This is a genomic window from Rhodoferax fermentans (assembly GCF_002017865.1).
GTDB classification, from domain to species: Bacteria; Pseudomonadota; Gammaproteobacteria; order Burkholderiales; family Burkholderiaceae_C; genus Rhodoferax; species Rhodoferax fermentans.
In genome coordinates, this window is sequence record NZ_MTJN01000002.1 from 3,579,999 (window position 1) to 3,600,882 (window position 20,884).

The 20,884-nt window shown below is 62.4% G+C and carries 26 protein-coding genes; 14 read left to right on the top strand and 12 right to left on the bottom strand.

The features are described 5' to 3' along the window. Window positions 1–5: 5 nt before the first annotated feature. Window positions 6–770 (bottom strand): SDR family NAD(P)-dependent oxidoreductase, encoded by a 765-nt coding sequence (locus RF819_RS16670; RefSeq protein ID WP_078366015.1) that lies wholly within the window; start codon window positions 768–770, stop codon window positions 6–8. Window positions 771–876: 106 nt separating this feature from the next. On the opposite strand from RF819_RS16670, the gene RF819_RS16675 reads away from it, so the two are divergent. Further along, window positions 877–1,782: a LysR family transcriptional regulator gene (locus tag RF819_RS16675; RefSeq protein WP_078366016.1), complete on the top strand. Its 906-nt coding sequence runs from the start codon at window positions 877–879 to the stop codon at window positions 1,780–1,782. 26 nt (window positions 1,783–1,808) lie between these two features. Here the strand turns inward: RF819_RS16675 and RF819_RS16680 are convergent, their stop codons facing one another. Next, window positions 1,809–2,411 (bottom strand): cold shock domain-containing protein, encoded by a 603-nt coding sequence (locus tag RF819_RS16680; protein WP_078367010.1) that lies wholly within the window; start codon window positions 2,409–2,411, stop codon window positions 1,809–1,811. 340 nt (window positions 2,412–2,751) lie between these two features. On the opposite strand from RF819_RS16680, the gene RF819_RS16690 reads away from it, so the two are divergent. From RF819_RS16690 to RF819_RS16715, 6 genes are all read left to right on the top strand, one after another. Continuing rightward, window positions 2,752–3,120: a YciI family protein gene (locus RF819_RS16690; RefSeq protein WP_242473273.1), complete on the top strand. Its 369-nt coding sequence runs from the start codon at window positions 2,752–2,754 to the stop codon at window positions 3,118–3,120. Between the two features lie 133 nt (window positions 3,121–3,253). Beyond that, on the top strand, window positions 3,254–3,694 hold the full coding sequence (locus tag RF819_RS16695; protein ID WP_200224435.1) for a VOC family protein: 441 nt from the start codon (window positions 3,254–3,256) through the stop codon (window positions 3,692–3,694). A gap of 18 nt (window positions 3,695–3,712) precedes the next feature. After that, window positions 3,713–4,135 carry a YciI family protein gene (locus RF819_RS16700; RefSeq protein ID WP_078366018.1) on the top strand — a complete coding sequence of 141 codons (423 nt, stop codon included), beginning with the start codon at window positions 3,713–3,715 and terminating at the stop codon, window positions 4,133–4,135. A 33-nt stretch (window positions 4,136–4,168) separates the two neighbouring features. Beyond that, window positions 4,169–4,579, top strand: coding sequence for a VOC family protein (locus RF819_RS16705; protein ID WP_078366019.1), 411 nt, complete (start codon window positions 4,169–4,171; stop codon window positions 4,577–4,579). A gap of 9 nt (window positions 4,580–4,588) precedes the next feature. Next, window positions 4,589–5,851, top strand: a complete 1,263-nt coding sequence (locus tag RF819_RS16710; protein WP_078366020.1) for an RNA polymerase sigma factor — start codon at window positions 4,589–4,591, stop codon at window positions 5,849–5,851. 129 nt (window positions 5,852–5,980) lie between these two features. After that, window positions 5,981–6,952: a restriction endonuclease gene (locus RF819_RS16715; protein ID WP_078366021.1), complete on the top strand. Its 972-nt coding sequence runs from the start codon at window positions 5,981–5,983 to the stop codon at window positions 6,950–6,952. Window positions 6,953–7,233: 281 nt separating this feature from the next. Here RF819_RS16715 and RF819_RS16720 read toward each other — a convergent pair whose 3' ends face one another. After that, complete coding sequence (locus RF819_RS16720) at window positions 7,234–7,992, bottom strand: DeoR/GlpR family DNA-binding transcription regulator (protein ID WP_078366022.1); 759 nt, start codon at window positions 7,990–7,992, stop codon at window positions 7,234–7,236. An 89-nt stretch (window positions 7,993–8,081) separates the two neighbouring features. Between RF819_RS16720 and nudK the strand changes: the two genes are divergently transcribed. Continuing rightward, complete coding sequence (nudK, locus tag RF819_RS16725) at window positions 8,082–8,708, top strand: GDP-mannose pyrophosphatase NudK (RefSeq protein WP_078366023.1); 627 nt, start codon at window positions 8,082–8,084, stop codon at window positions 8,706–8,708. Between the two features lie 93 nt (window positions 8,709–8,801). On the opposite strand, the gene RF819_RS16730 is transcribed toward nudK, so the two are convergent. Further along, complete coding sequence (locus tag RF819_RS16730) at window positions 8,802–9,725, bottom strand: M14 family metallopeptidase (RefSeq protein WP_078366024.1); 924 nt, start codon at window positions 9,723–9,725, stop codon at window positions 8,802–8,804. Between the two features lie 119 nt (window positions 9,726–9,844). On the opposite strand from RF819_RS16730, the gene RF819_RS16735 reads away from it, so the two are divergent. The 5 genes from RF819_RS16735 to RF819_RS16755 all read left to right on the top strand — a co-directional run bounded on the left by RF819_RS16735 (window position 9,845) and on the right by RF819_RS16755 (window position 13,182). After that, entirely contained in the window at window positions 9,845–10,066 is a 222-nt protein-coding gene (locus tag RF819_RS16735; RefSeq protein WP_078366025.1) for a hypothetical protein, read from the top strand. Window positions 10,067–10,159: 93 nt separating this feature from the next. Continuing rightward, window positions 10,160–10,789, top strand: coding sequence for a DUF938 domain-containing protein (locus RF819_RS16740; RefSeq protein WP_078366026.1), 630 nt, complete (start codon window positions 10,160–10,162; stop codon window positions 10,787–10,789). A gap of 71 nt (window positions 10,790–10,860) precedes the next feature. Beyond that, complete coding sequence (locus RF819_RS16745) at window positions 10,861–11,109, top strand: hypothetical protein (protein ID WP_078366027.1); 249 nt, start codon at window positions 10,861–10,863, stop codon at window positions 11,107–11,109. Window positions 11,110–11,200: 91 nt separating this feature from the next. Continuing rightward, the gene (locus RF819_RS16750; RefSeq protein WP_078366028.1) at window positions 11,201–11,839 is read left to right on the top strand and encodes a nitroreductase family protein; all 639 of its coding nucleotides are present in this window, start codon (window positions 11,201–11,203) and stop codon (window positions 11,837–11,839) included. Between the two features lie 77 nt (window positions 11,840–11,916). Further along, complete coding sequence (locus RF819_RS16755) at window positions 11,917–13,182, top strand: cation:proton antiporter (protein ID WP_078366029.1); 1,266 nt, start codon at window positions 11,917–11,919, stop codon at window positions 13,180–13,182. A 56-nt stretch (window positions 13,183–13,238) separates the two neighbouring features. Here RF819_RS16755 and RF819_RS16760 read toward each other — a convergent pair whose 3' ends face one another. The 4 genes from RF819_RS16760 to RF819_RS16775 all read right to left on the bottom strand — a co-directional run bounded on the left by RF819_RS16760 (window position 13,239) and on the right by RF819_RS16775 (window position 17,325). Beyond that, entirely contained in the window at window positions 13,239–14,600 is a 1,362-nt protein-coding gene (locus RF819_RS16760) for a DUF4129 domain-containing protein (protein WP_078366030.1), read from the bottom strand. Then, the gene (locus RF819_RS16765; protein ID WP_078366031.1) at window positions 14,597–15,763 is read right to left on the bottom strand and encodes a DUF58 domain-containing protein; all 1,167 of its coding nucleotides are present in this window, start codon (window positions 15,761–15,763) and stop codon (window positions 14,597–14,599) included. The genes RF819_RS16760 and RF819_RS16765 overlap by 4 nt, the downstream gene beginning before the upstream one ends. Before the next feature lie 9 nt (window positions 15,764–15,772). After that, window positions 15,773–16,735: an AAA family ATPase gene (locus RF819_RS16770; protein WP_200224433.1), complete on the bottom strand. Its 963-nt coding sequence runs from the start codon at window positions 16,733–16,735 to the stop codon at window positions 15,773–15,775. A 122-nt stretch (window positions 16,736–16,857) separates the two neighbouring features. Then, window positions 16,858–17,325 carry an Lrp/AsnC family transcriptional regulator gene (locus RF819_RS16775; RefSeq protein ID WP_207160808.1) on the bottom strand — a complete coding sequence of 156 codons (468 nt, stop codon included), beginning with the start codon at window positions 17,323–17,325 and terminating at the stop codon, window positions 16,858–16,860. Between the two features lie 70 nt (window positions 17,326–17,395). Here RF819_RS16775 and RF819_RS16780 point away from each other — a divergent pair, with 70 nt between their 5' ends. Then, window positions 17,396–18,373 (top strand): EamA family transporter, encoded by a 978-nt coding sequence (locus RF819_RS16780; RefSeq protein WP_078366032.1) that lies wholly within the window; start codon window positions 17,396–17,398, stop codon window positions 18,371–18,373. A gap of 88 nt (window positions 18,374–18,461) precedes the next feature. Here RF819_RS16780 and RF819_RS16785 read toward each other — a convergent pair whose 3' ends face one another. Genes RF819_RS16785 through RF819_RS16800 form a run of 4 tightly spaced genes read right to left on the bottom strand, consistent with a single transcriptional unit; the run spans window position 18,462 to window position 20,852 of the window. After that, on the bottom strand, window positions 18,462–19,115 hold the full coding sequence (locus tag RF819_RS16785) for a 3'-5' exonuclease (protein ID WP_078366033.1): 654 nt from the start codon (window positions 19,113–19,115) through the stop codon (window positions 18,462–18,464). Further along, window positions 19,112–19,558: a CoA-binding protein gene (locus RF819_RS16790; RefSeq protein ID WP_078366034.1), complete on the bottom strand. Its 447-nt coding sequence runs from the start codon at window positions 19,556–19,558 to the stop codon at window positions 19,112–19,114. Before RF819_RS16790 ends, RF819_RS16785 begins: the two co-directional genes overlap by 4 nt. Next, complete coding sequence (locus RF819_RS16795; protein WP_078366035.1) at window positions 19,555–20,469, bottom strand: TatD family hydrolase; 915 nt, start codon at window positions 20,467–20,469, stop codon at window positions 19,555–19,557. The genes RF819_RS16790 and RF819_RS16795 overlap by 4 nt, the downstream gene beginning before the upstream one ends. Continuing rightward, window positions 20,469–20,852, bottom strand: coding sequence for a bacteriohemerythrin (locus RF819_RS16800; RefSeq protein ID WP_078366036.1), 384 nt, complete (start codon window positions 20,850–20,852; stop codon window positions 20,469–20,471). The genes RF819_RS16795 and RF819_RS16800 overlap by 1 nt, the downstream gene beginning before the upstream one ends. Between the last annotated feature and the right edge of the window lie 32 nt (window positions 20,853–20,884).

Genomic DNA, 20,884 nt, shown 5'->3' on the forward strand with positions numbered 1-20,884 from the left:
AGCGCTTAAACAAACATCCCACCCGACACCTCGATGCGTTGTGCATTGACCCAGCGGTTGTCGGGTGACACCAGCGAGGCGACCATGGCGCCGATGTCGTCGGCCTCACCCACCCGGCCCAGCGCGGTTTGGGATGCGACAAAAGCATTGAGCTGTGGTGTGTCGCGCACGGCGCCGCCGCCAAAGTCGGTGGCAATGGCGCCGGGCGCCACGGTGTTGACGGCAATACCTCGCGCGCCCAGTTCCTTGGCCATGTAGCGGGTCAGCACCTCTACCGCGCCTTTCATCGCGGCATAGGCCGCGTAGCCCGGCAAGGCAAAACGTGTCAGCCCGGAAGACAGGTTGACGATGCGCCCGCCGTCGGCCATCAGCGGCAACAGTTTTTGTGTCAAGAAGAAAACGCCTTTCAGATGGATGTTGACCATGTCATCAAACTGGGCTTCGGTGGTGTCCATCAGGCTGGCGTGGGCGCCGGTGCCGGCGTTGTTGATCAGCGCATGGAAGGTGCTGCTGCCCCACTGCGCCAGCAGCACCTCACGCACCTGGGTGGCAAAGGTGGCAAAGCTGCTGCTGTCCGACACTTCAAGCGGCAGCGCCACCGCCTTCTGGCCCGAAGCCTCGATCTGCGCAACCACTTCGGCGGCTTCTGCCTGTTTGCTGCGGTAGGTCAGGATGACGCCGTGGCCTTGTTTAGCCAAGTGCAGTGCGGTGCTTTTGCCCAGGCCACGGCTGCCGCCGGTGACCAAAACGATGGAGGGTGATGTCGACATGGTGTGTTTCCTTTGTGATGGGTTTGTGGTGGAAACGAAGTCTATTGATCAACTTCATCCAGATAAATAGGATGATTACGATTTGTTTGTTCTCTAAAATTGAACAATGAGTTTTTTAGACCAGATGAACATCTTTGCGCGGGTGGCCGAACTGTCGAGCTTTACCCAGGCGGCCGACAGCCTGGGGCTGCCCAAGGCCAGTGTGTCCAACGCGGTGCAGCAGTTGGAGAACCAGCTGGGTGTGCGCCTGTTACACCGCACCACCCGCAAGGTGGTGCTGACCAACGACGGCCAGTCGTTTTACGAGCGCTGCAAAGACGCCCTGGCCGACATGGACGAGTTGCAAACCATGTTTCAGCTGCAACGTGCCAACCCTTTGAAGGGGCGAGTGCGGCTGGACATGTCTACCGTGGTCGCCCGGCAAGCGGTGTTGCCCCGTTTGCCAGAACTGTTGCAGCAACACCCCCAGTTGCAGCTGGAAATCAGCAGCACCGAGCGGCGGGTGGACCTGGTGCGCGAAGGTTTTGACTGTGTGGTGCGCGCCGGCCCGGTGACAGACCCCGGGCTGATCACCCGGCCCGTGGGTGCCATGCGTATGGCCAACTGTGTGAGCCCGGCCTACATCGCTCGCTGGGGTGTGCCACAGAGCCTGGCAGATCTGGCCCGGCACACCCAGGTGATTTACACCGCCACACTGGGTGCCAAACCCACCGGTTTTGACTACTCCGAGGCGGGTGAGGACCGTAGCCTGCCCATGCCCGGCCCGGTTACCGTGAACAATGCTGAGGCTTACCAGGCCGCCTGCCTGGCGGGTCTGGGGCTGATCCAGGTGCCATTTGTGGGCGTGCGGGAGCTGATTGAGCAAGGCCAACTGGTCGAGGTGCTGCCCGACTGGCCCGCACCGCCCATGCCCTTGTCCCTGGTCTACGCCAACCGCCGGAACCTCTCCACCCGCGTGCGTGTCGTGATGGACTGGTTGCACGCTGTGCTGCTGGACTACCTGGCTGAGTAATCCGCCGGACGCTGAGCCTGGTCAGTTCACCTCGCCCCCGCTGTCGTGCACCACTGCTGCTCACACGGCACACCATCGTGGTTGCCATCCATTTCCACGCCGGGGCAATGTTTCAGGAAGTATTTGGCTTCACTGCAAGAGGTCATTTGGGAGCAGTGTGTGCGGCCATCACAGCCAAAGGTGCTGGTGCTGGTACTGCTTTGGGTTGGAGCCAGCGCGGTGGCGGGTGGTGAAACCTGCACCCTGCTCTGAGTGACGTGTTTGTCGTACTGGCTGTAGCCATACCCAGCCAATGCGGCCAGCACAAGCCACGCAATCAGCTTGCTGCCCCTTGAGGCGCCGTCGGTGTTGTGGCTCAGGCGCTGCGACCTGGTGCTGGGCCGGGATGTGGTGGCTCTGGCGGGTGGCGTCACACCCAGGTGCTGTACCCGCACCGCTTGTTTTCTGCCCCGGTTGTCGGGCTCCACTTCAAAGCTGAGTTCATCACCCTCTTGGGGCACGCAGCCATCGCGTGGAAAAGCACTGATGTGGACAAACACATCTTGCCCACTGTCACTGGCCAGAATGAAGCCGTAACTGCGCTCGATGTTCCATTTGCGCAGCCTGCCCTGATAACGCGTTGCAGTCATCTTGCCCTCCCGTTTCACATGCACCTAGGCGCTGTGTTGTTTAAATCGTTGAAAACATTCTAGGGTGGCAGCCGGGAGAAACTGCTATGCAATGCGTAGCTATAAGCCCTTTTGATACGAGGGCTACAACCCAATTTCCCCAAAAACCCTGGAGGCGCCCTATTTGCAGATGATCCAGGCCAAGTTGGGGACAAAGCAACACTGGCAGTGGCCTTGAGCCCCCGACACGCCGGCCAAGCTCAACACACAAAACATCTGCCCACACCATTCCCACAGGGCGGTGTCACGCACATCAAAGCTGTGTAGCATGGTGTCATCTTTGCACCTTGAGAGGTCCGCCATGTCCAGCTACATGCTTCTGATCATCGAGCCACCGGGCCAGCGCGCCACCCGCACCGAGGCGCAGGGCCGTGAGGCCTACGCCAGCATGCAGGCGTTTGGTGACAGTCTGCGCCGGCAGGGCAAGCTGCAGGCGGGCGCGGCCTTGGCCTCGCAGGCCAGCGCGGTGCGGGTGAGCGGGGTCAACACCAGCCCCCGCGTGCTGGACGGCCCGTTTTCTGAGGCCAAGGAAATGGTGGGCGGCTTTTTCATGGTCGACTTCGCCAGCCTGGACGAGGCGGTGGCCCTTGCCCATTTGTGCCCAGCAGCGCAGTGGGCCACGGTGGAAGTGCGCGCCCTGGCGCCGTGTTACGAAGACATCCAGGCCTGATCAGGGTTTGTACTGAGCCGGGTGGTGTCGAAAACGCCCGGCCTGTTTCGTCGTACCTCTAGAAGCGATTGAATTGGCTTCCCATGAGGCTCGGCAAGCCCGCCGCCGCCCGTGGCCATACTTTGGAGTACCCATGAGCACCGCGACCTTTCCCATGTGTTCCGTTGTGCATTTTGAAATGCCGTACAAGGACCGCGAACGCGCAGCGCGTTTCTACGCCGCCGCCTTTGGCTGGAACCACCAGTTCCTGGGCCCCGAGATGGGAGACTACATGCTGGTCAGCACCGCGCCCGCAGGTGCGCGCCCACCGGTGCCACCCGAGGCCGCGTTGGGCTCTATCAACGGTGGCCTGTTCCCCTTCCAGGCTGACGGGCCCATCCATCACCCCTCGGTGGTGATTGCGGTGGAAGACATCCACGCCGCGATACAACGGGTGACCCAAGCAGGTGGCAAGGTACTGGGTGAACCGATGGCCATTCCTGGTGTGGGCAATTACGTGGCGTTTTGCGACACCGAGGGCAACCACAACAGCATGCTGCAGCCCGACATGGCAGCCCCCGACTGCCCGGCCTGAACCACCCAGGGAAACACCATGCGATTCATGATCATCGTCAAGTCCTGCCCCGAGTTCGAGGCCGAGCTCAGCCCAGAAGCGCCTGAAGAACTGATGGCCGAGATGGCGGCCTACCACGACGAGCTGGCGCGTGCGGGGGTGCTGCTGGACGGCAGCGGCCTGCACCCCAGCCGCACCGGCTGGCGCATCCACTACGACGCCTCCGGCCAACGGGTGGTGGACGGCCCCTTTGCCGAGGCCAAGGAACTGATCGCCGGTTACACGCTGATCCAGGTGCGCTCGCGCGACGAGGCTCTGGAATGGAGCCGCCGTTTCCCCAACCCCGCCGGACGTGGCAAAGAGGCGGTGATCGAACTGCGCCAACTCATGGATCTCAACGAATTTCCGCCCAGCGATGCGCTGGACAAGTTCAAGCAATTGGAAGCCCGTCAGACAAGCTGAGCCCCGACTCACCCACCACCAGGAGAACCCAAGGTGTACAAACAAATTTTTGTCAACCTGCCCATCCAGGACATGGCCCGCTCCAAAGCCTTTTTCCAGGCGCTGGGCCTGAGCTTCAACCCGCGTTTCACCAACGAACAGGGCGCCTGCCTGGAGATTGGTGAAAACTTCTACGCCATGCTGCTGGTGGAGCCCTTCTTCCAGGGCTTTACCCAAAAGCCGATTGGCGACGCCCAGAAAACCACCGAAGTGATCTTGGCGCTGTCAGTCGACAGCCGCGCCGAGGTTGACGACGTGATCAACAAGGCCGTGGCCGCCGGTGCCACCACACCCAACGCACCGCAGGACCACGGCTTCACGTTCCAGCACGGTTTTGCCGACCTGGACGGCCACCAGTGGGAGGTGCTCTGGATGGACGAAGCAGCGGCGCCCGCGCAGATGTAAAAACGGCGCGTGTCTTCCGCCGTCCGCCACACCCTTGCCGCTATCTGGCGCATCGAGTCAGCACACATCGTCGCTGCCGTGGCGCGGCGTGTGCGCGACCTCGGCGTGGCCGAAGAACTGGCGCAAGACGCCCTGGTGGCCGCGCTGGAGCACTGGCCCAAAGACGGCCTGCCAGATAAGCCCGCTGCCTGGCTCATGACCACCGCCATCAACCGCGCGCTGGACTGGCTGCGCCACCGCCTGATGGTGGAGGCGCGGCACAACGACATTGCAAGCGATCTGCAGGCCCAGCAAGCCCATGTGGTGCCCGACTTTGTGGATACCCTCGATGCCGCGCGGCAGGACGAGATGGGTGACGACCTGTTGCGCCTGATCTTCACCGCCTGCCACCCGGTGCTCTCCAGCGACGCGCGGGTGGCGCTCACCCTCAAGCTGCTGGGTGGCCTGAGCACCCAGGAGATTGCCCGAGCCTTTCTGGTGCCCGAGGCCACCATCGCCCAGCGCATCGTGCGCGCCAAACGCGCGCTGGCCGATGCACAAGTGCCGTTTGAGGTGCCGCGTGGCGGACAGTTGGCCGAGCGCCTGGCCTCGGTGCTCGAAGTGGTCTACCTGGTGTTCAACGAAGGCTACACCGCCACCAGCGGCAGCGACTGGATGCGCCCGGAGCTGTGCTCTGAGGCCCTGCGCCTGGGCCGTATGCTGGCCGAACTGGCCCCCGATCAGGCCGAGGTGCATGGCCTGGTGGCGTTGATGGAAATACAAGCCTCACGCAGCGCGGCCCGCACGGACGCCCAGGGCAAGCCGGTGTTGCTGAACCAGCAGAACCGCGCCCGCTGGGACCATCTGCTGATCCGCCGTGGCCTGGCCGCGCTGGAGCGCTCCGAGCGCCTGGGCCAGGCGCCGGGCAGTTATTTCCTGCAGGCAGCCATTGCCGCGTGCCATGCCCGTGCGCCCACCGCCGAAGAGACCGACTGGGCACGCATCGCCGCGCTCTACACCCAACTCATGCAAGTGGCGCCCTCACCGGTGGTGCAGCTCAACCGCGCTGTGGCCGTGTCCATACACGAGGGCCCGGCCGCAGGCCTGGCCATTCTCGACACGCTGCTTCTGGACAAAACCCTGCAGTCTTACCACCTGCTGCACGCCGTCCACGCCGACCTGCTGCAAAAACTCGGGCGCCAGGACGAGGCTCGGGCCGCGCTGCACCACGCCGCCGCCCTGACCCACAACGAACAAGAACGCGCCTTGCTGGTGCAACGCGCACAAGAATAAGTCGAGTGCGTGCTGCATTTTTAGAAGCTGTTAACCATTGTTTCAAAAGGGCTGGAAGCCAACTTCCTCACTAAAATCAAGTCACCAAGGTGCGCAGACACCACTTTCTTGAACTTGAGGGAGGACCCCATGGCTTCACGACCCCGGCACACACGTCAGCGCAACAGCACATCAACGATCAAAAACATGGGCCAACGAGCCACGCTGCTTGGTTTGGGCTTTTTGATCTTTCCCTTCTTTTTGGGCAACTCCATCATGGGCCAGGTGGTGGCTTCGGGCTTGTTCGTGCCGGGATGGCTGCTGTTGGTGTTTGGCGCCGTCGCTTGGGGGCTGTCCGTGGCGGCAGAGAAGTCGTCATTGACCAAGCTGCAACCCTTGCCGCCCACCACGACCCAATGGCCGAAACAGCCACCGACCTACACACACCAACCCAACAGCAAAACCCGTGTTGAGCCCGCCTTCGCCCGGCCCAGCGGCGCGGAAACACCTGCACCCAAGCCAGAGCCCGATCCGGAGGTTTTTAAGGTGCCGGGGAAATTGGCCCAGTGGAGCCCAGCTGTTTTCGCTGCCATCGAATGGCGCCGTTTTGAGGCGGTGTGTGAAAAGTTATTTGCGCAAGCGGGGTTTGAGACCCGCTCCCAATCCCATGGTGCCGACGGTGGCGTGGACATCTGGCTCTACAGCCGCAACGCCGAAGGCCCGGTGGCCGTGGTGCAATGCAAACACTGGCAGGGCAAGCTGGTGGGCGTGCGGGAGCTGCGCGAGTTTTTTGGTGTGATGACCGCCCAAGGGCTCAAGCGCGGCACCTATGCCACCACATCCACCTACACCACAGACGCCCAGCAATTCGCAAAAGATAACCACATCAATGCGCTGGATGCCAGCGACCTGCTGGCCATGATTGCCAAACGCAGCACCGAGCAACAACAAGCTCTGCTGGACGTGGCGTTTGAAGGTGAGTACTGGCGGCCCACTTGCGCCAGCTGCGGTGTCAAAATGGTGGAGCGCACCCCAGCCAAAGGTGGCGCCAAGTTTTGGGGCTGCAGCCACTACCCCCGATGCAAGTCACGGCTGCCGATGGCGGGGGCTTTGCGTCGATAACCGCTACTTTATCAGTAGCTACAATCTCTTTTATCAAAAGGACTAGAGGCCACTTTAGTCTCATATCGGACTTGACACTCATGTCGTGCCAGAGGCCTCTCAGATCGCTTATTTGTCGTGCAAAAGTCGTATCGCGACACTTTATTTGTCGCGATACAACTTTTGCGTCAATTTAAGTGACGCGATACTGCACAAAAATCCTGATTTAATAGCTACAAGCCCTTATTGAATAAGGGCTAAAGGCCAATTTAGCTTACAAACACCACACCAAGCAAGCCAAATCACTGCGCCAGCACCAGCTTCACCCCGGTGCTCTGCAGGCTGTCAGACACACGGTCAGGAATGTTTGCTGGCACCACCAGTGTCGCCAGGGCGTTGAGCGGTGCCACGGTAAAGGCAGACGCGGCGCCGAGTTTGTCGAGGGTGGCCAGCACCACGGTTTCGGCGGCACGTTCGTGCAAAGCACGTTTCACAGCCGCCTCTTCAAAGTCGCCGGTGGTTAAGCCCGCCTCGGCGTGCACACCGGTCACGCCCATCAGGTACAGGTCGGCGCGCACACGGGTGATGGCTTCGATCACGCTGGCGCCCACGGCCACCATCGAGTGGCGAAACAGGCGGCCACCCAGCAACAGCACCTCAATATTCAGATGCTCACTCAGCGCCACCGCCACGGTCGGGCTGTGGGTGACCACAGTGGCAGACAAGTCAAGCGGCAGATGCTGCACCACCTGCAAGGACGTGGTGCCGCCGTCCAGAAACACCACCTGCCCGGCCTGAACCAGTGCAGCCCCGGCCCGACCCAACAGGCGTTTGTCATCGGGGGCGAGTTGCGCGCGCACCCGCATGTCGCCCACCGCCGCCGAGGCAGGCAGCGCGCCACCATGCACACGCTGCAGCAGGCCCTCAGCAGCCAGTTCACGCAAATCGCGCCGCACCGTGTCCTCTGAAATGCCCAGCTCTTCACTGAAGGTTTTGGCGACAAACTGGCCGTCGCGTGTGAGGCGGCTGAGGATGAGTTGTTTGCGTTGGGTGGTGAGCATCTGGGTGGGCCGCGTGTTGGGTCAAAACGTGTATGCACGATTTTACGCAATAATGCACGATATTGCACGTTTAACTTTTTGGAGTCACCATGTCCATAAGCAGAGAACCCGCCCCCATCCACATCAACGCGGCGCACGTGCGGCTGCTGGATGCTCAAGTCTTGTCCAAGGATTGGTATGTGTTGCGCAAGATCACGTTTGAGTTGCGCCGCCGCGATGGGCATTGGCAGCGCCAAAGCCGCGAAGCCTATGACCGGGGCAACGGCGCGGCCTTGCTGTTGTTTGACCCGCGCAGAAGCACGGTGGTGCTGACCCGGCAGTTCCGTTTGCCCACCTTGATCAATGGCAACGCCGATGGTTACCTGATCGAGGCCTGCGCCGGGTTACTGGACGGCGACGACCCGGAAACCTGCATCCGCCGCGAGGCCGAGGAAGAAACCGGCTACCAGATCCGCGCACCGCGCAAGGTGTTCGAGGCCTACATGAGCCCCGGGTCAGTGACCGAAAAGCTGCACTTTTTTGTGGCCGACTACCGGGCCGAAGACCGTCTCCATGCTGGTGGTGGCAAGGCCGATGAAGGGGAAGACATCGAGGTCATCGAGATGCCGCTGGCCGAAGCCCTGGACGCCATCCGCAGCGGCCAAATCCAGGACGGCAAAACGATCTTGCTGCTGCAACATGTGGCGCTGATGGACACCGAAGCCTCTCGAATCTGATCGATGCCCCCCAGATATACAGCCGTTCTACGCGCCGTCTTGTCGCGCAGAACGCTCTAACTTTTGGAGCAATCAGCCCTTTATTCAAAAGGGCTAGCGGCCAATTTCACTCACAAATTCCAGCACCGCACCCACCGCCGCCACCTGCGCGGCGATACATTGTTCGGGGGTGGCGCGGGCGCTGTCGGGGTATACCTCGGTGGTGCTGGTGTACTTGGCGCCGCTGATGCCCGCGCACAGGCCCAGATCTTTCATCGCGTAGTGGATCACACCGTGTGCCACCAGCGGTGAGCCGATGATGCCGCCGTGGACATCAGCCGGGGCAATGTGGGTCACTTTCTCCACGGCTTCGATGATGGCCTGCTGGAAGGCCGGTTGCGGGTTGGCGCTGTCGTCCACCAGGTAAAAACCGTCGGGGATGGTGCTGGGCTCAAAAGCTTTGCCGTCACGTGCCGCCACCGCCGGGCGGAATTCGGACTCGTCGCTGTCGGTGGTTTCGTGCAGGTCGATGTGGGCCACCAACTGGCCACGCAGCGGTGCAACCAAAGCCATCAGCGCGGCCGACTCCTGCGCCGGGCTGGTCGCACGGAAGGACCGGTTGGGGTCGATGGCGTCAAAGTTCCAGCGCTGGACACGTTCATAGGCCCAGGGGCTGACACAGGGCGCCACCAGCAGGTTGACCCGGCCTGCATAAGCGGGCGCCAGGTCCTGCAAAACACGCAGCGCGCCATGGACACCGCTGGTCTCATAACCATGCACGCCGCCAGTCACCAACACACCGGGCAGGCCCGGCTGCCAGTGGCGGCTGCGGATGGCCATCAGCGGAAAGTGCTCGTCGCCATAGACCACCTCGCCGTAACTTGCCACGTCAAAAGACTCGCGCAGTTGCTCAATGGCGGCCAACACATCGTCAACATAACTGCGCTGGCGTACCTGGCGTGCGCGCCACTGGGCCAACTCTGCGGCGCCCCAGGGCTGGCCCGGGGTGCCAATGGGATAAAAGGGAGATGAAGGCATGGACAACTTGCCCGAACTGGGCCGCTTTAAAAATGAGAGCACCATTATCTGGCCGGTGCGCTGGTTAACAGACGGCTTGGCCCTGGCGACATGTAATGCGTTTTTTGAGGAGCCCACCCATGACCCAACGCGCCACCATCAACGACCATGTGACCTACCGCCCCGGTGACGGGGTGCCGCTGGTGATTCCGCTGGGTCCAGTCGAGGTCGACCTGTCTGCCGCCAACAGCGCCACCCTGAGCTGGACCGAAGACAACGGCGCCGCTGGCCTGACCGCGATGCCGCTGACACAGTTCAACGAATACGTGCGCCAAAAACGCATCACGCTGGCCAAGAAGTGAGTCAGACTCTTCATTTTTGATAGCTATTAGCCCTGACGAGAAAAGGGTTGGAGCCCGATATCATTCGTGGATTCTCAGCTCTGGATCCCTGCCATGCCGCCACCCGACTTCAGCCCGTCTGCCGAGCAGAACAAACACCCGATCCTGGACAAGTTGCTGGCCGTGTTGCCCGCACAGGGTGCGGCGCTGGAGGTGGCCTCGGGCACCGGCCAACATGCAGCCTGGTTTGCAAGGCACCTGCCGGGCTGGACCTGGCAGCCCAGCGATCAACAACCCCAGGGGTTTGCCAGCATCCAGCACCATGTCACGCAGGCGGGTGTGTCCAATGTGCAAACGCCGTTGGTGCTGGATGTTTGCGCTGCAACCTGGCTGCCAGTCGATCCGACCACCCGCGAGTTGCCCTGCTTTGACCTGATTTTTTGCGCCAACATGCTGCACATTGCATCCTGGGAAGCCTGCGCCGGGCTGATGCGTGGCGCGGCGCGGCATCTGGCACCGCAGGGCCGGTTGATCACCTACGGCCCGTATTTTGAAAAGGCCGTGCCCACCACCCAGAGCAACCTGGACTTTGATGCCAGCCTGCGCCAGCGCAACCCGGCCTGGGGTGTGCGCTGGTGTGAAGACGTGGCGCTAGAGGCCGCGAAAGCGGGTCTGCAACTGCAACAGCGCCACCCCATGCCGGCCAACAACCTGCTGCTGGTGTGGCAACGTGTGCCTGGCTGATCGGGTATGCCAGACGGGTGAGATCACACAACTCGGCTAAGCTCGCTGGTTTCTCACCCACAAAGGCCCTTATGAAAAAGCTCCATGTCACCATCCAGTTGGAAATGTCGGTTCCTGACGACTGGGAACTGGTGGAAACCTCCAACGGCGGCCACGTCGTCCAGCTGCCCAACCAGCAGTTTCTGGACCTGGCCATCGAGCCCCTGTTTGCCAGCGACCCGGAAGAAACCTGGACCAGCACCGAAGACGAAGCGGTGCTCAATGACATCCTCGACATGGTCGAGACCGAAGAGGTGACCTACACCTTTGTCACCCACTGAGACACCGCCCTTGCGAAAACGCAAGGCGCCCCCAGTTAAATCCGATGCCGCTGCCAGCGGCATCGTTGTTTACCCCTGATGAAAGCCCCCCATGTCTGAACTGCTCGACAAGCTCGAATGGCGCTACGCCGCCAAAAAAATGAACCCAGCCAAGGCCGTGCCCCAGGACAAGGTGGACCGCATTGTGGAAGCCGCCCGCCTGGCCCCCACCTCCAGCGGCCTGCAGCCGTTTGAGCTGATTGTGGTCACCAGCCAAGCGGTGCGTGAGCAGATCAAACCGATTGCCTGGAACCAAGGCCAGATCACCGACGGCTCGCACCTGCTGGTGTTTGCCGCCTGGGACAACTACACGCCTGAGCGCATCAACGCCATGTTTGACCTGACCAACGCCCAGCGTGGTGGCACCAACCCCGGCTGGGAAGCCTATCGCCAGAAACTGCTGGCCGCCTACCCACCGCGTGACGCGCAGGTCAACTTTGAACACGCCGCGCGTCAGGCCTACATTGCCCTGGGTGCAGCGCTGATTGCCGCCGCCTTTGAAGAGGTGGACGCCACCCCGATGGAAGGCTTCGACCCGGACGCGCTGGACAAGATCCTGGACCTCAAAGCCCGTGGCCTGCGCAGCGTGGCGATTGTGCCGCTGGGTTACCGCCAGGCCGACCAGGACTGGCTGGTGAACCTGAAAAAGGTGCGCCGCCCGCGTGAACAGTTCGTCACCGAAGTCAAATAAGCCAATTTCATGGACCAACGGGGTGGATCAGGCCCCGGGGGTGACTACACTGATGCCCATGTACTTGGGCTCATCTGATGGCTAGTCAGCACTGGTTTGTGTTGATCGGGGCCTTGCTCCTGGTACGGGGTTTGACCGCCACGCTGCTGCAGCGCTCGCCGGTGACCTCGTCCATTCTGTATCTGGTCTTTGGTTTGCTGGTGGGGCCAAGTGCGCTCCACCTGTTCCACTTCAATCCCCTCCAAGAATCAGCCTTGCTCGAGACCTTGACCGAAGTCGCGGTGCTGATTTCGCTGTTCTCGGCCGGTGTCAAGATGCCGGTGCCCTTTAACCTGCCACGCTGGCGCACACCGATCCTGTTGGCCACGGCCTCCATGGGCATCAGCGTGGGGCTGGTGGCGGCCTTTTGTTATTACCTGCTGGATTTGCCACTGGGCGCCGGCGTCTTGCTGGGTGCCATCGTGGCGCCCACCGACCCGGTGCTGGCCACCGATGTGCAGGTGCGCCACCCGGGTGACCGCGACCTGCTGCGTTTCACCCTGACCAGCGAGGCCGGCATGAACGACGGCAGCGCTTTCCCGTTTGTGATGCTGGGCCTGGGCCTGCTCGGGCTGCATGACCTGGGCGGCGAGCACCTCACACGCTGGTGGTTGGTGGAGGTGCTCTGGGCCACGCTCAGCGCGGTGGCCATTGGTGTGGCCGCCGGTGTGGCCCTGGCCCGAATGGGCTGGAAATTACGCCGAGCACCCCACCAGCACCAACTGATGGACGACTTTCTGGGTCTGGGGCTGATTGCTGTGGTCTACGGCCTGTGTGTGATGGTCGACGCCTGGGGTTTTCTGGCGGTGTTTTTTGCTGCGGTGGCACTGCGCCAGACCGAACAAAAACTCGCCAGCTCAGTGCCTGCCGCTCACACCACCACGCCACTGCCCACCGTGAGTGAAGGCTCGCTGGTGTTCAAGGAACATCTGGAGCGCCTGTCCGAGATGCTGCTGGTGATCCTGGTGGGTGGTACGCTGTACCTCAACTCCTGGACCTGGGCGGCGGTGGGCCTGTCGCTGTTTTTGTTTCTGGTGGCGCGCCCGCTCAGTGTCTTTGTGGGCCTGGCGGGCAGCGGCACACCGTGGCGCATTCAGGGTCTCGCGGCCTGGTTTGGGGTGCGTGGGGTCGGCTCCTTGTATTACCTGATGTACGCCATCCAGCATGGCCTGCCGCAAGACCTGGCCCTGCAACTGATCCAGTTCACCCTGATTGTGGTGACGATGTCGATCCTGCTGCACGGCATCAGTGTCAAACCGCTGCTGGGCCTGTTCTGGCGCCGTGGCAAACCCAAAAGTCAGTGATTTTGATAGCACCTGGCCCTTTTATCAAAAGGGCTAGAGGCCAATTTCATCCATTTTTACCGAGCCAGTTCGGGTGCTGCCCCGGTGAGGATGTCACACACCCCTTGCACAGTTTCGCGCAAGGCCAGTGCCCGCTGCGGGGTGGCGGGCAGCCCGCCAAAACGCACTTCGCCGTAGTTGTCGGCAGCGGCCCCCAGCCAGCGCCGTGCCAGCGGTGCCAAGCCGGGCGCGGTCAGCCAATGCTCACGCACCGACTGGCCCGGCTGCCTGGGGTGGCCATGGGCCTGTAAACACCAGCGCAAAGCACGTGCCGACAGCCACATTGACGCCAGCGGGTACAGATGCGCCAGCAACCAGGCGCAGCCCAGTGTTGCCACCAAACCGACACGCCAGCGCCATCGCCACAGCAGGTAGGTGATCAACAAGGCGGCCAGCACCCAAGCCAGCAGGTGCCACAAGTTGATGCTGAACAAGGGCACCATCTCAGCCTGCATCGTGAACGACCCGCTCAACCCATCACGCAGGGACTGCGCTGCATCCAGCAGCTTCTGCATCAAGCCGCGCTGCCAATCGGGGATAAAACCGTCGGACAAGGCGCGGCGCATGTCCTGCAATAGGACGTCCCAGGGACTACCCGTATCGCCCAAAGCCCCACCTGAAACACCGCCCTGCCCTGGCCCCTGACCACCGCTGCCACCCTGGCCTAGGGTGGATAAGCCATCCCCGGGACCCGCCGGTTGCGTGAACCGGCCCGGGGTGTCGGTACCCGGTGGCAAAAAACCAAAACCCAGCACCGTCGGGCGGGGTGCAAAGAAAAACAAGCCCACCGTCAGCAGCAGCGCCACCGCCATAAAAACCAGCGTCATCCCCCCCTTGACCCAGCGCGACAACTTGACACCCGCCGCGTGCTCCCAAGCCAACGCCAGGCCACCCAACACCCAGGCGGGCCCCAGATAAAACCACAGCGTCCAGTCGGCGTTGCCATGGGTGCCAACCAGGAAGCTGACCACAAAAATGACCATCAACGTCAGGTAAAAATCACGCCGGGTGCGCATCAACACCGCCCGCGCCCCCATGACGATCATCAGTGTCAGACCGGTCCAGCGCAGCAGGTTGAACATCAGAAAACCCGGAAACAGCGCCAACACACCCCCCACCGCACCCATCAGCAGCCACAAGCCGCGCCCGGCCTGTGGCGAACGCAAAGCGTTGAGGGTGCCCGCTCCAAAACCCAGCAGCGCCCAGATCAGCCACAACGTGCCTTCGAGCGCAAAGTGGCCATAACGCCGATCCAGGTACGAAAAACCCAGCCCCACAAACAGGTAACTCAAGCCCGTCAGCGCCACCACCGTGCGGCTGTTGAGCCGGGGCTCGGCCTCAGGCAACACCACACGGCCTCGGGTTGGGAGGCGGCTCATGGCAGCTCCAGCAGCGTGGCAAAACCGGCCTGGTTCAGCGTGTGGGCCAGCTGGCGGGCCTGCTGCAGCTCCTGCGCTGGCGCCCGGCGCCCGACCGCGATACAGGCCAGCACCCGGCAAGCCTGGTTGGCCAACACGGTCAGTGCGGCCAGCAGTTCCGGTGCGGCCTGGCTGCCACTCACCACCACAGCCACCTGTTCTCCGGGTGCAGTGTCCTGTGCCAGCCGGACCACGGCCTGGCTCAGGCTGGTGTCTGTGGGCAAGGCCTCGGCCAAGGCGCGACGCAGGCGCAGGCCGTCACGCAGCGGTGTTGGCTGGGTGTCGAGGTACAAGAACAGCTGTGCACCGTTGTTCAAGGCGGCCTCACCCACCCCGGCCGCCAGGCGCATGCTTTGTTCACCGGCGCTATCGGGTTCCCCCAGCGCCGGGGCGCGCGGCGCCTGGACCAGCAGCCGCAGCCGGATTGAGCCACTTTGCTGAAAGTGCTGGATCACCAGCTCACCCACACGCGCCGAGGCGCGCCAGCTCACCCGACCCACCGGTTCACCCTGCTGGTAGGGGCGCAGCATGCCCAGCTCAAACGACTGGCCCAAACGCCGGGTGCTCAATTCACCCTGCGGGTCGTCGGTGACGTCCCAGGGCAGCGGCCAGTGCACCGGCTGTGGCTGGGGCAACACATATCGCGTGATCTCGGGCCGCTGCAGGCCGTGCCGGGCAGACACCAGGCCCAAAGGGAACCCGCTGGACAGCCGCACGGCGTTCAACTGGTACAAGCCACGGCAGGGAAAGCGCAACAGACCGCCCAGGTCCGGCAGATGCCCGGAGCGCAGCACCGGCACCGTCTGGCTCAGCACCACACGTTGTGAGGCCCAGACCCACTCGGTCTCTACCATCACCATAAACGCCGGCCAGGGTGTGCTGCGCGCCAGGACCAGGTCCAGTGGACAAACCTCGCCCTCGGTGACCTCGGTGTTGGCCTTGGCGGACAGGCGCACCGTGGTGCCACGCAGCGACAACCAGGGCAAGCCAAAACCCAGCACCGTCACCACCACCAGAAACAGGAACATGGCGTAGACCATCGGGTCGTGGCGGTTGATGGCGGCCATCAGCAGCACCGCACACAGCGCCAGCAACACGCGCGACTTGCTGAGCCAGCTTTCCATGACGCAGGCCTACTGCGGGGTGCGTTGGGACAACAAAATGTCTTGAATCACAGCCTCTGCCGACTTCGGGGTGCTGCCCTGGTTCTGCAGAATGATGCGGTGCGCCAGCACCGGCACCGCCACCTCACGCACCACCGCCGGGTCAACATAAGAGCGCCCCCGCAGGCAGCTCAGCGCCCGCGCCATCCGTGCCAGCCCCAGCGTGCCACGCGGGCTGGCACCAAAACGGATGGCTGGGTGGCTGCGGGTGGCGGCCACAATGGCCGTCATGAAACGGGCAATTTCGGGGGTAACGGTGACATCGTGCGCACAAGCCACCAGCCGGGCAAAGTCCCCCACAGCACACACCGGCTGCAAACGGGTGATCGGGTGCGAAAACTGCTGACTGGTGATCAGCCCGGCCTCGGTCTCGGCATCGGGGTAACCGAGTGACAGGCGGATCAAAAAACGGTCCAGCTGCGCCTCGGGCAGCGGGTAGGTGCCCGCCATGTCAATCGGGTTCTGGGTGGCCAACACGGTGAACGGCGCCGGCAGTGCCACCGTCTGGCCGTCCAGCGTGATCTGGCCCTCTTCCATACATTCCAGCAGCGCCGACTGGGCGCGTGGGTTGGCGCGGTTGATTTCATCAGCGAGCACGATGTTGGCAAACACCGGCCCCGGGCGCAGCACAAAACTGCCATCTTTGGGGTTGTAGACCGGGCCGCCCACAATGTCCGAGGGCATCAAGTCGGCGGTGAACTGGATGCGTTTGAACGACAGCCCAACCGACACCGCCAACGCCCGCGCCAGCATGGTTTTGCCGAGGCCGGGCACGTCTTCGATCAACACATGACCACCCGCCATGACAGCAGCCAGGGCCTGCTCCACCTGCAGGTGTTTGCCTTGTAAGACTTGCTCGACGTTGTGGACGATGGTGTGTGACAGGTTCGCTGCGTCTTTGGCCGACCAGACCGGCGCTTGTGATGTGCTCAATTGGCGTCCTCCCTTTTGGGAGAAATTCTAAGGGCAGCCAAAGAGCAGCCGGGTCGTGGCAAAACCAAGCGCTCAGCCCGTCCCTGAGACGCCAGACGCAGGCCCTTCAAGCACGGTTCAGCTCACACCGGCGGTCGCAGCGGCTGGTCTTCAAACTCGGTGTTCAGCACCACGGTGCTGGTGGTGCGGGCGACCCCGGGGATGGCCTTGATCTGGTAGAGCACGGCTTCGAGCTCGCGGGCCTGACTGGTGCGGATTTTGGCCAAAAAGTCATACTCACCGGCCACACTGTGCAACTCTTGCACCGCCGCTATTTCGCGCAAGCGTGGTGCCACTTCGCGGCAGTGGACACCCCCGTCGTTGCGAATGGCCACAAAGGCGGTAAAACTCAAACCCACACTCTCTGGGTCCACACTGATGGAGAAGCGTCGGATCACGCCTCGCTCCAGCATCTTCTTCACCCGCTCGTGCACCGCCGCGGTGGACAAGCCAACATCAGCCCCCACGTCAGCGTAAGAACGTCGGCCATCCTCCCCAAGGGCCGTAATAATTCCTGCATCAATCGCGTCAATCTGAACATTTGTTTGCATGATGGTTATTTTTGTGTAATATCTACAAAATTGTTTCAATTGCCGAAAATTTTACGGCCCTCTCGACGATATGCCTACCAACTTACACACATCCTTGCGCCAACCGCCTTTTTGGGCGCTGCTGACGGCTTTGTTGCTGGTTTACATCGTTTGGGGCACCACCTACTTTGCCACGGCCATCGCGTTGAAAAGCATGCCCGCCATCTGGATGAATGGGGCCCGTTTTGTGTTGGCTGGGGTGGTGATGCTGGCCTGGGGGCTGTGGCACGGCGAGAAGCTGCCCACCGCCCGGCAGTGGCGCAATGCGGCGCTGGTCGGTGGGCTGATGGTGTTTGGTGCGATGAACCTGGTGGTGTTTGCCCAAAAAAACGGCATCGGCTCCGGGCTGATGGCCACCGTGATCACCACCATGCCGATGTGGCTGGCCTTGTGGACCCGCTGGGGTGGTGAAAAAGTCCCCTACACCAGCTGGATCGGGCTGGCGCTGGGTGTGGCGGGTGCGGCCCTGTTGTCACTCGAAGGTGACTTTTCTGCCAACTGGTTGGGGGCGCTGGCCGCTTTTGCTGCGCCTCTATGCTGGAGCATGGGTTCCTACGCCTCGCGTCGGCTGGATTTGCCCAGTCCCGCCATGGCCGCCTCGTCGGAGTGGTTGGCAGGTGGGGCCATGGGTTTGTTGTTGTCCAGCTGGCTGGAGCCGCACGACAGCTTGGCCAAGGTCACCAGCACCGGCTGGTTGGCCTGGGCCTATTTGCTGGTGTTTGGCACACTGATTGCGCTCAACGCTTATCTGTGGTTGTTGAAAAACACCAGCGCCGCAGTGGCTGGCAGTTATTCATTTGTGAACCCGGCGGTGGCGCTGCTGGTAGGTGCGGGTTTTGGGCATGAGGTGTTGACCGGCTGGGTGTTTGCCGCCCTGCCCTTGATTGCCGCTGCGCTGGCCATGATTTTGTATGGCCCCTCGCTGGTGGCCGCCTTGACAGAGAAGAAGCTGGGGCGATGGTCTGCCAACACCTCAACAGCCAAGAAATGCTACCAACAAAATAGCTGACAGCCCTTTCACCAAAAGGGCTACAGGCCAAAAACACGATCAATCGAGAGTGCCAGAGCAGAGAGGTCTGGCTTGCGTGCTCAGCCGGTCACGCCAAAGCCAGCGCCTCATACACCCGGATCGCCGCATACGCGTCGTTGGCGGCATAGACCAGCTGGGCTTCGCTCAGGCGCGGGTTGGCCCAGTTGCTGGTGGCGGCTTTTTTGGACTTGATGAAGCGCTGGTTAAACAGCACCGCCACCGCGCCTTTGACACCCATGTCTTTGCGGTAACCGCGCTCCAGGAACACGCTGTTGAGCTCCAGCACCCCCATGGGTTGCACACCGAGCTTGGCGATGATGCGTTTGCGGTCATCCCCCAGGCCAAAACCAGCCTTGACGAAACCAGGCAGCGCCAACAACTCGGCTGCAACAGCGCGGCAGGCCGGATCATGTAACTGGAACACCCAGGCGCGCTCGCGGGTGGAGAGCTGCAGGATGTGGGGCCCATCGGACATTTCACCGACCCGGAAGGTGGGTTTGGACTCGGTATCAAAACCCCAGGCCGGGGCCTTGGCCAGTGCGGCAGCGGCGGCACGCGCCTGCTCACCGGTGCTCACCAGCGTGATCCGGTCCAGACCCAGCCGCTCAAACTCGGGCAGCAACGCAATGGCCTCTTTGTCCGGTGTGGCCAAGCGGGTGCGCGGTTTGGACACCGGCTGCTGTGGGCTGCGCGGGGCAGCGTTGTCGGGGCTTGAACTCATCGGGACAGCGATCGCGCGTGATCCACCTTGAGGCAGCGGTTTTGCACCGTCACCAGACCGGCGGCACGCGCGCGGGCCAAAGCCTCGTTGTGGGAAATACCCAGTTGTAGCCAGATGGCGCCCAGGCCCAGCGTGATGGCTTCGTCCACCACCGGCGGCACGTCCTCGCTGTTGCGAAACACGTTGACCAGGTCCAGCGCTTCATGCGCCGCAGCGTCGGTCAAGGTGGCGTAAACCTTTTCACCGAGGATCGTCTGCCCGCTGGCAGCCGCCACCGGATTGACCGGCACGATGCGCCAGCCCTGGCTTTGCATGTACTGCGCCACGCCGTAACTCTCACGGTGCACTTTGGGCGACAGGCCCACCACGGCCACGGTGCGGCAGTGCGTCAGGATGTGGTCAACAGCCTGCTGCTCGTTCAGTTCAGACGGTGGGGTACTCATGATGATGTGGTCTCGGTCGGGTGCCGGGCCGCGTCCAGCGCACGGTCTGCCGACAGCAGCGCGGCCAGGCGCGGGAAAGCGTCCAACGCATTCTGGGTGGTGGCTGCGGCCAGGGCCTCCACGCTGATGCCACGCAAGGCGGCCAGTTCAGCGCCGATGCGCGGCAACTCGGCTGGGGAGTTGATGCCCTGGGGTTCACCTGCCGCACGCTGCTCGGCGGATTTGTAAAGCCAGCGCGGTGGCATGTCGGGGGCGTCAGTTTCCAGCACGATGGCCGTCAGCGGCAAATCGACCGCCAGGCTGCGCAGCTGTTTGGCCCGCTCATAGGTCACAGCGCCGCCAAAACCCACACGCAAACCGAGCTGGATCAAGGCCTGGGCCTGCTGCAAGCTGCCGTTAAAAGCGTGCACCACACCGCGCCAGCGGCCACCCGGGCCGGCCACCTCACGCATCATTTTCAGAATCGGGTCCACCGCGCGGCGCGAATGCACCACCACTGGCAAATCGTACTTGCGCGCCAGCTTGAGCTGGGCCCGAAAGAACTCCTGCTGGCGCTCGCGCATCGGGCTTTTACACAACTCGGGCACAAAGAAGTCCAGCCCGATCTCGCCGATGGCCATCAGGCGCGGGTCCTCATGTTGCTGCTGCAAGGTGCTGGTCAAGCGCTCCAGCGCGTCCTCTGCGGCATAAGGCACGTTCATCGGCGTGATGCCCAGGCAGTAGCTGTCCAGATGGCGGTAGGCCAGCGTGCGCACCGCCTCGAAGTTGTTGACGCAGATCGAGGGCAACACACAGTGCACTACACCTTGTGTAGCAGCAAGCTCCCGTTGTTGCTGGGCTCCAGCCCCAAACTCATGTGCATCCAGGTGGCAATGGGTGTCGATCCAGCGCATGGTGTGATGGGCTGGCATCAGGCCCAGGCAGCCAGGTAATGGGCCAGTTCAGCGTCCTGGTTGACCACGTGGCGGTGTGCCCAGTCGGTGGTCACCCCCACAATGGCTTTTTTGTTCATGTGGCCCTTGCCCACGTCCATGCTGCGGTCACGCAGGCGGGCCAGCAGATTCTGGTGGTCCTGGGCATGGGCCTGTGCGCCAGGGAAGTTGACCTGGGCCATCAGCGCCTCTTCGAGTTCAAACTGGGTTTGCATGTGTTTGAACAGGCTCACGATCATCGGCCGCAGGGTCATCCAGTCGTCCGAACTGGCGATCTGGCTGGACAGCTCAAACAGCGCCTTTTGCGAGGCGTCAATATCGGCGTTGCCAATCTTGTATTTCTCTTGCCATTCCATGTTCATACCTGCTGCTCCAACTGTAAAGAAGTCCACCG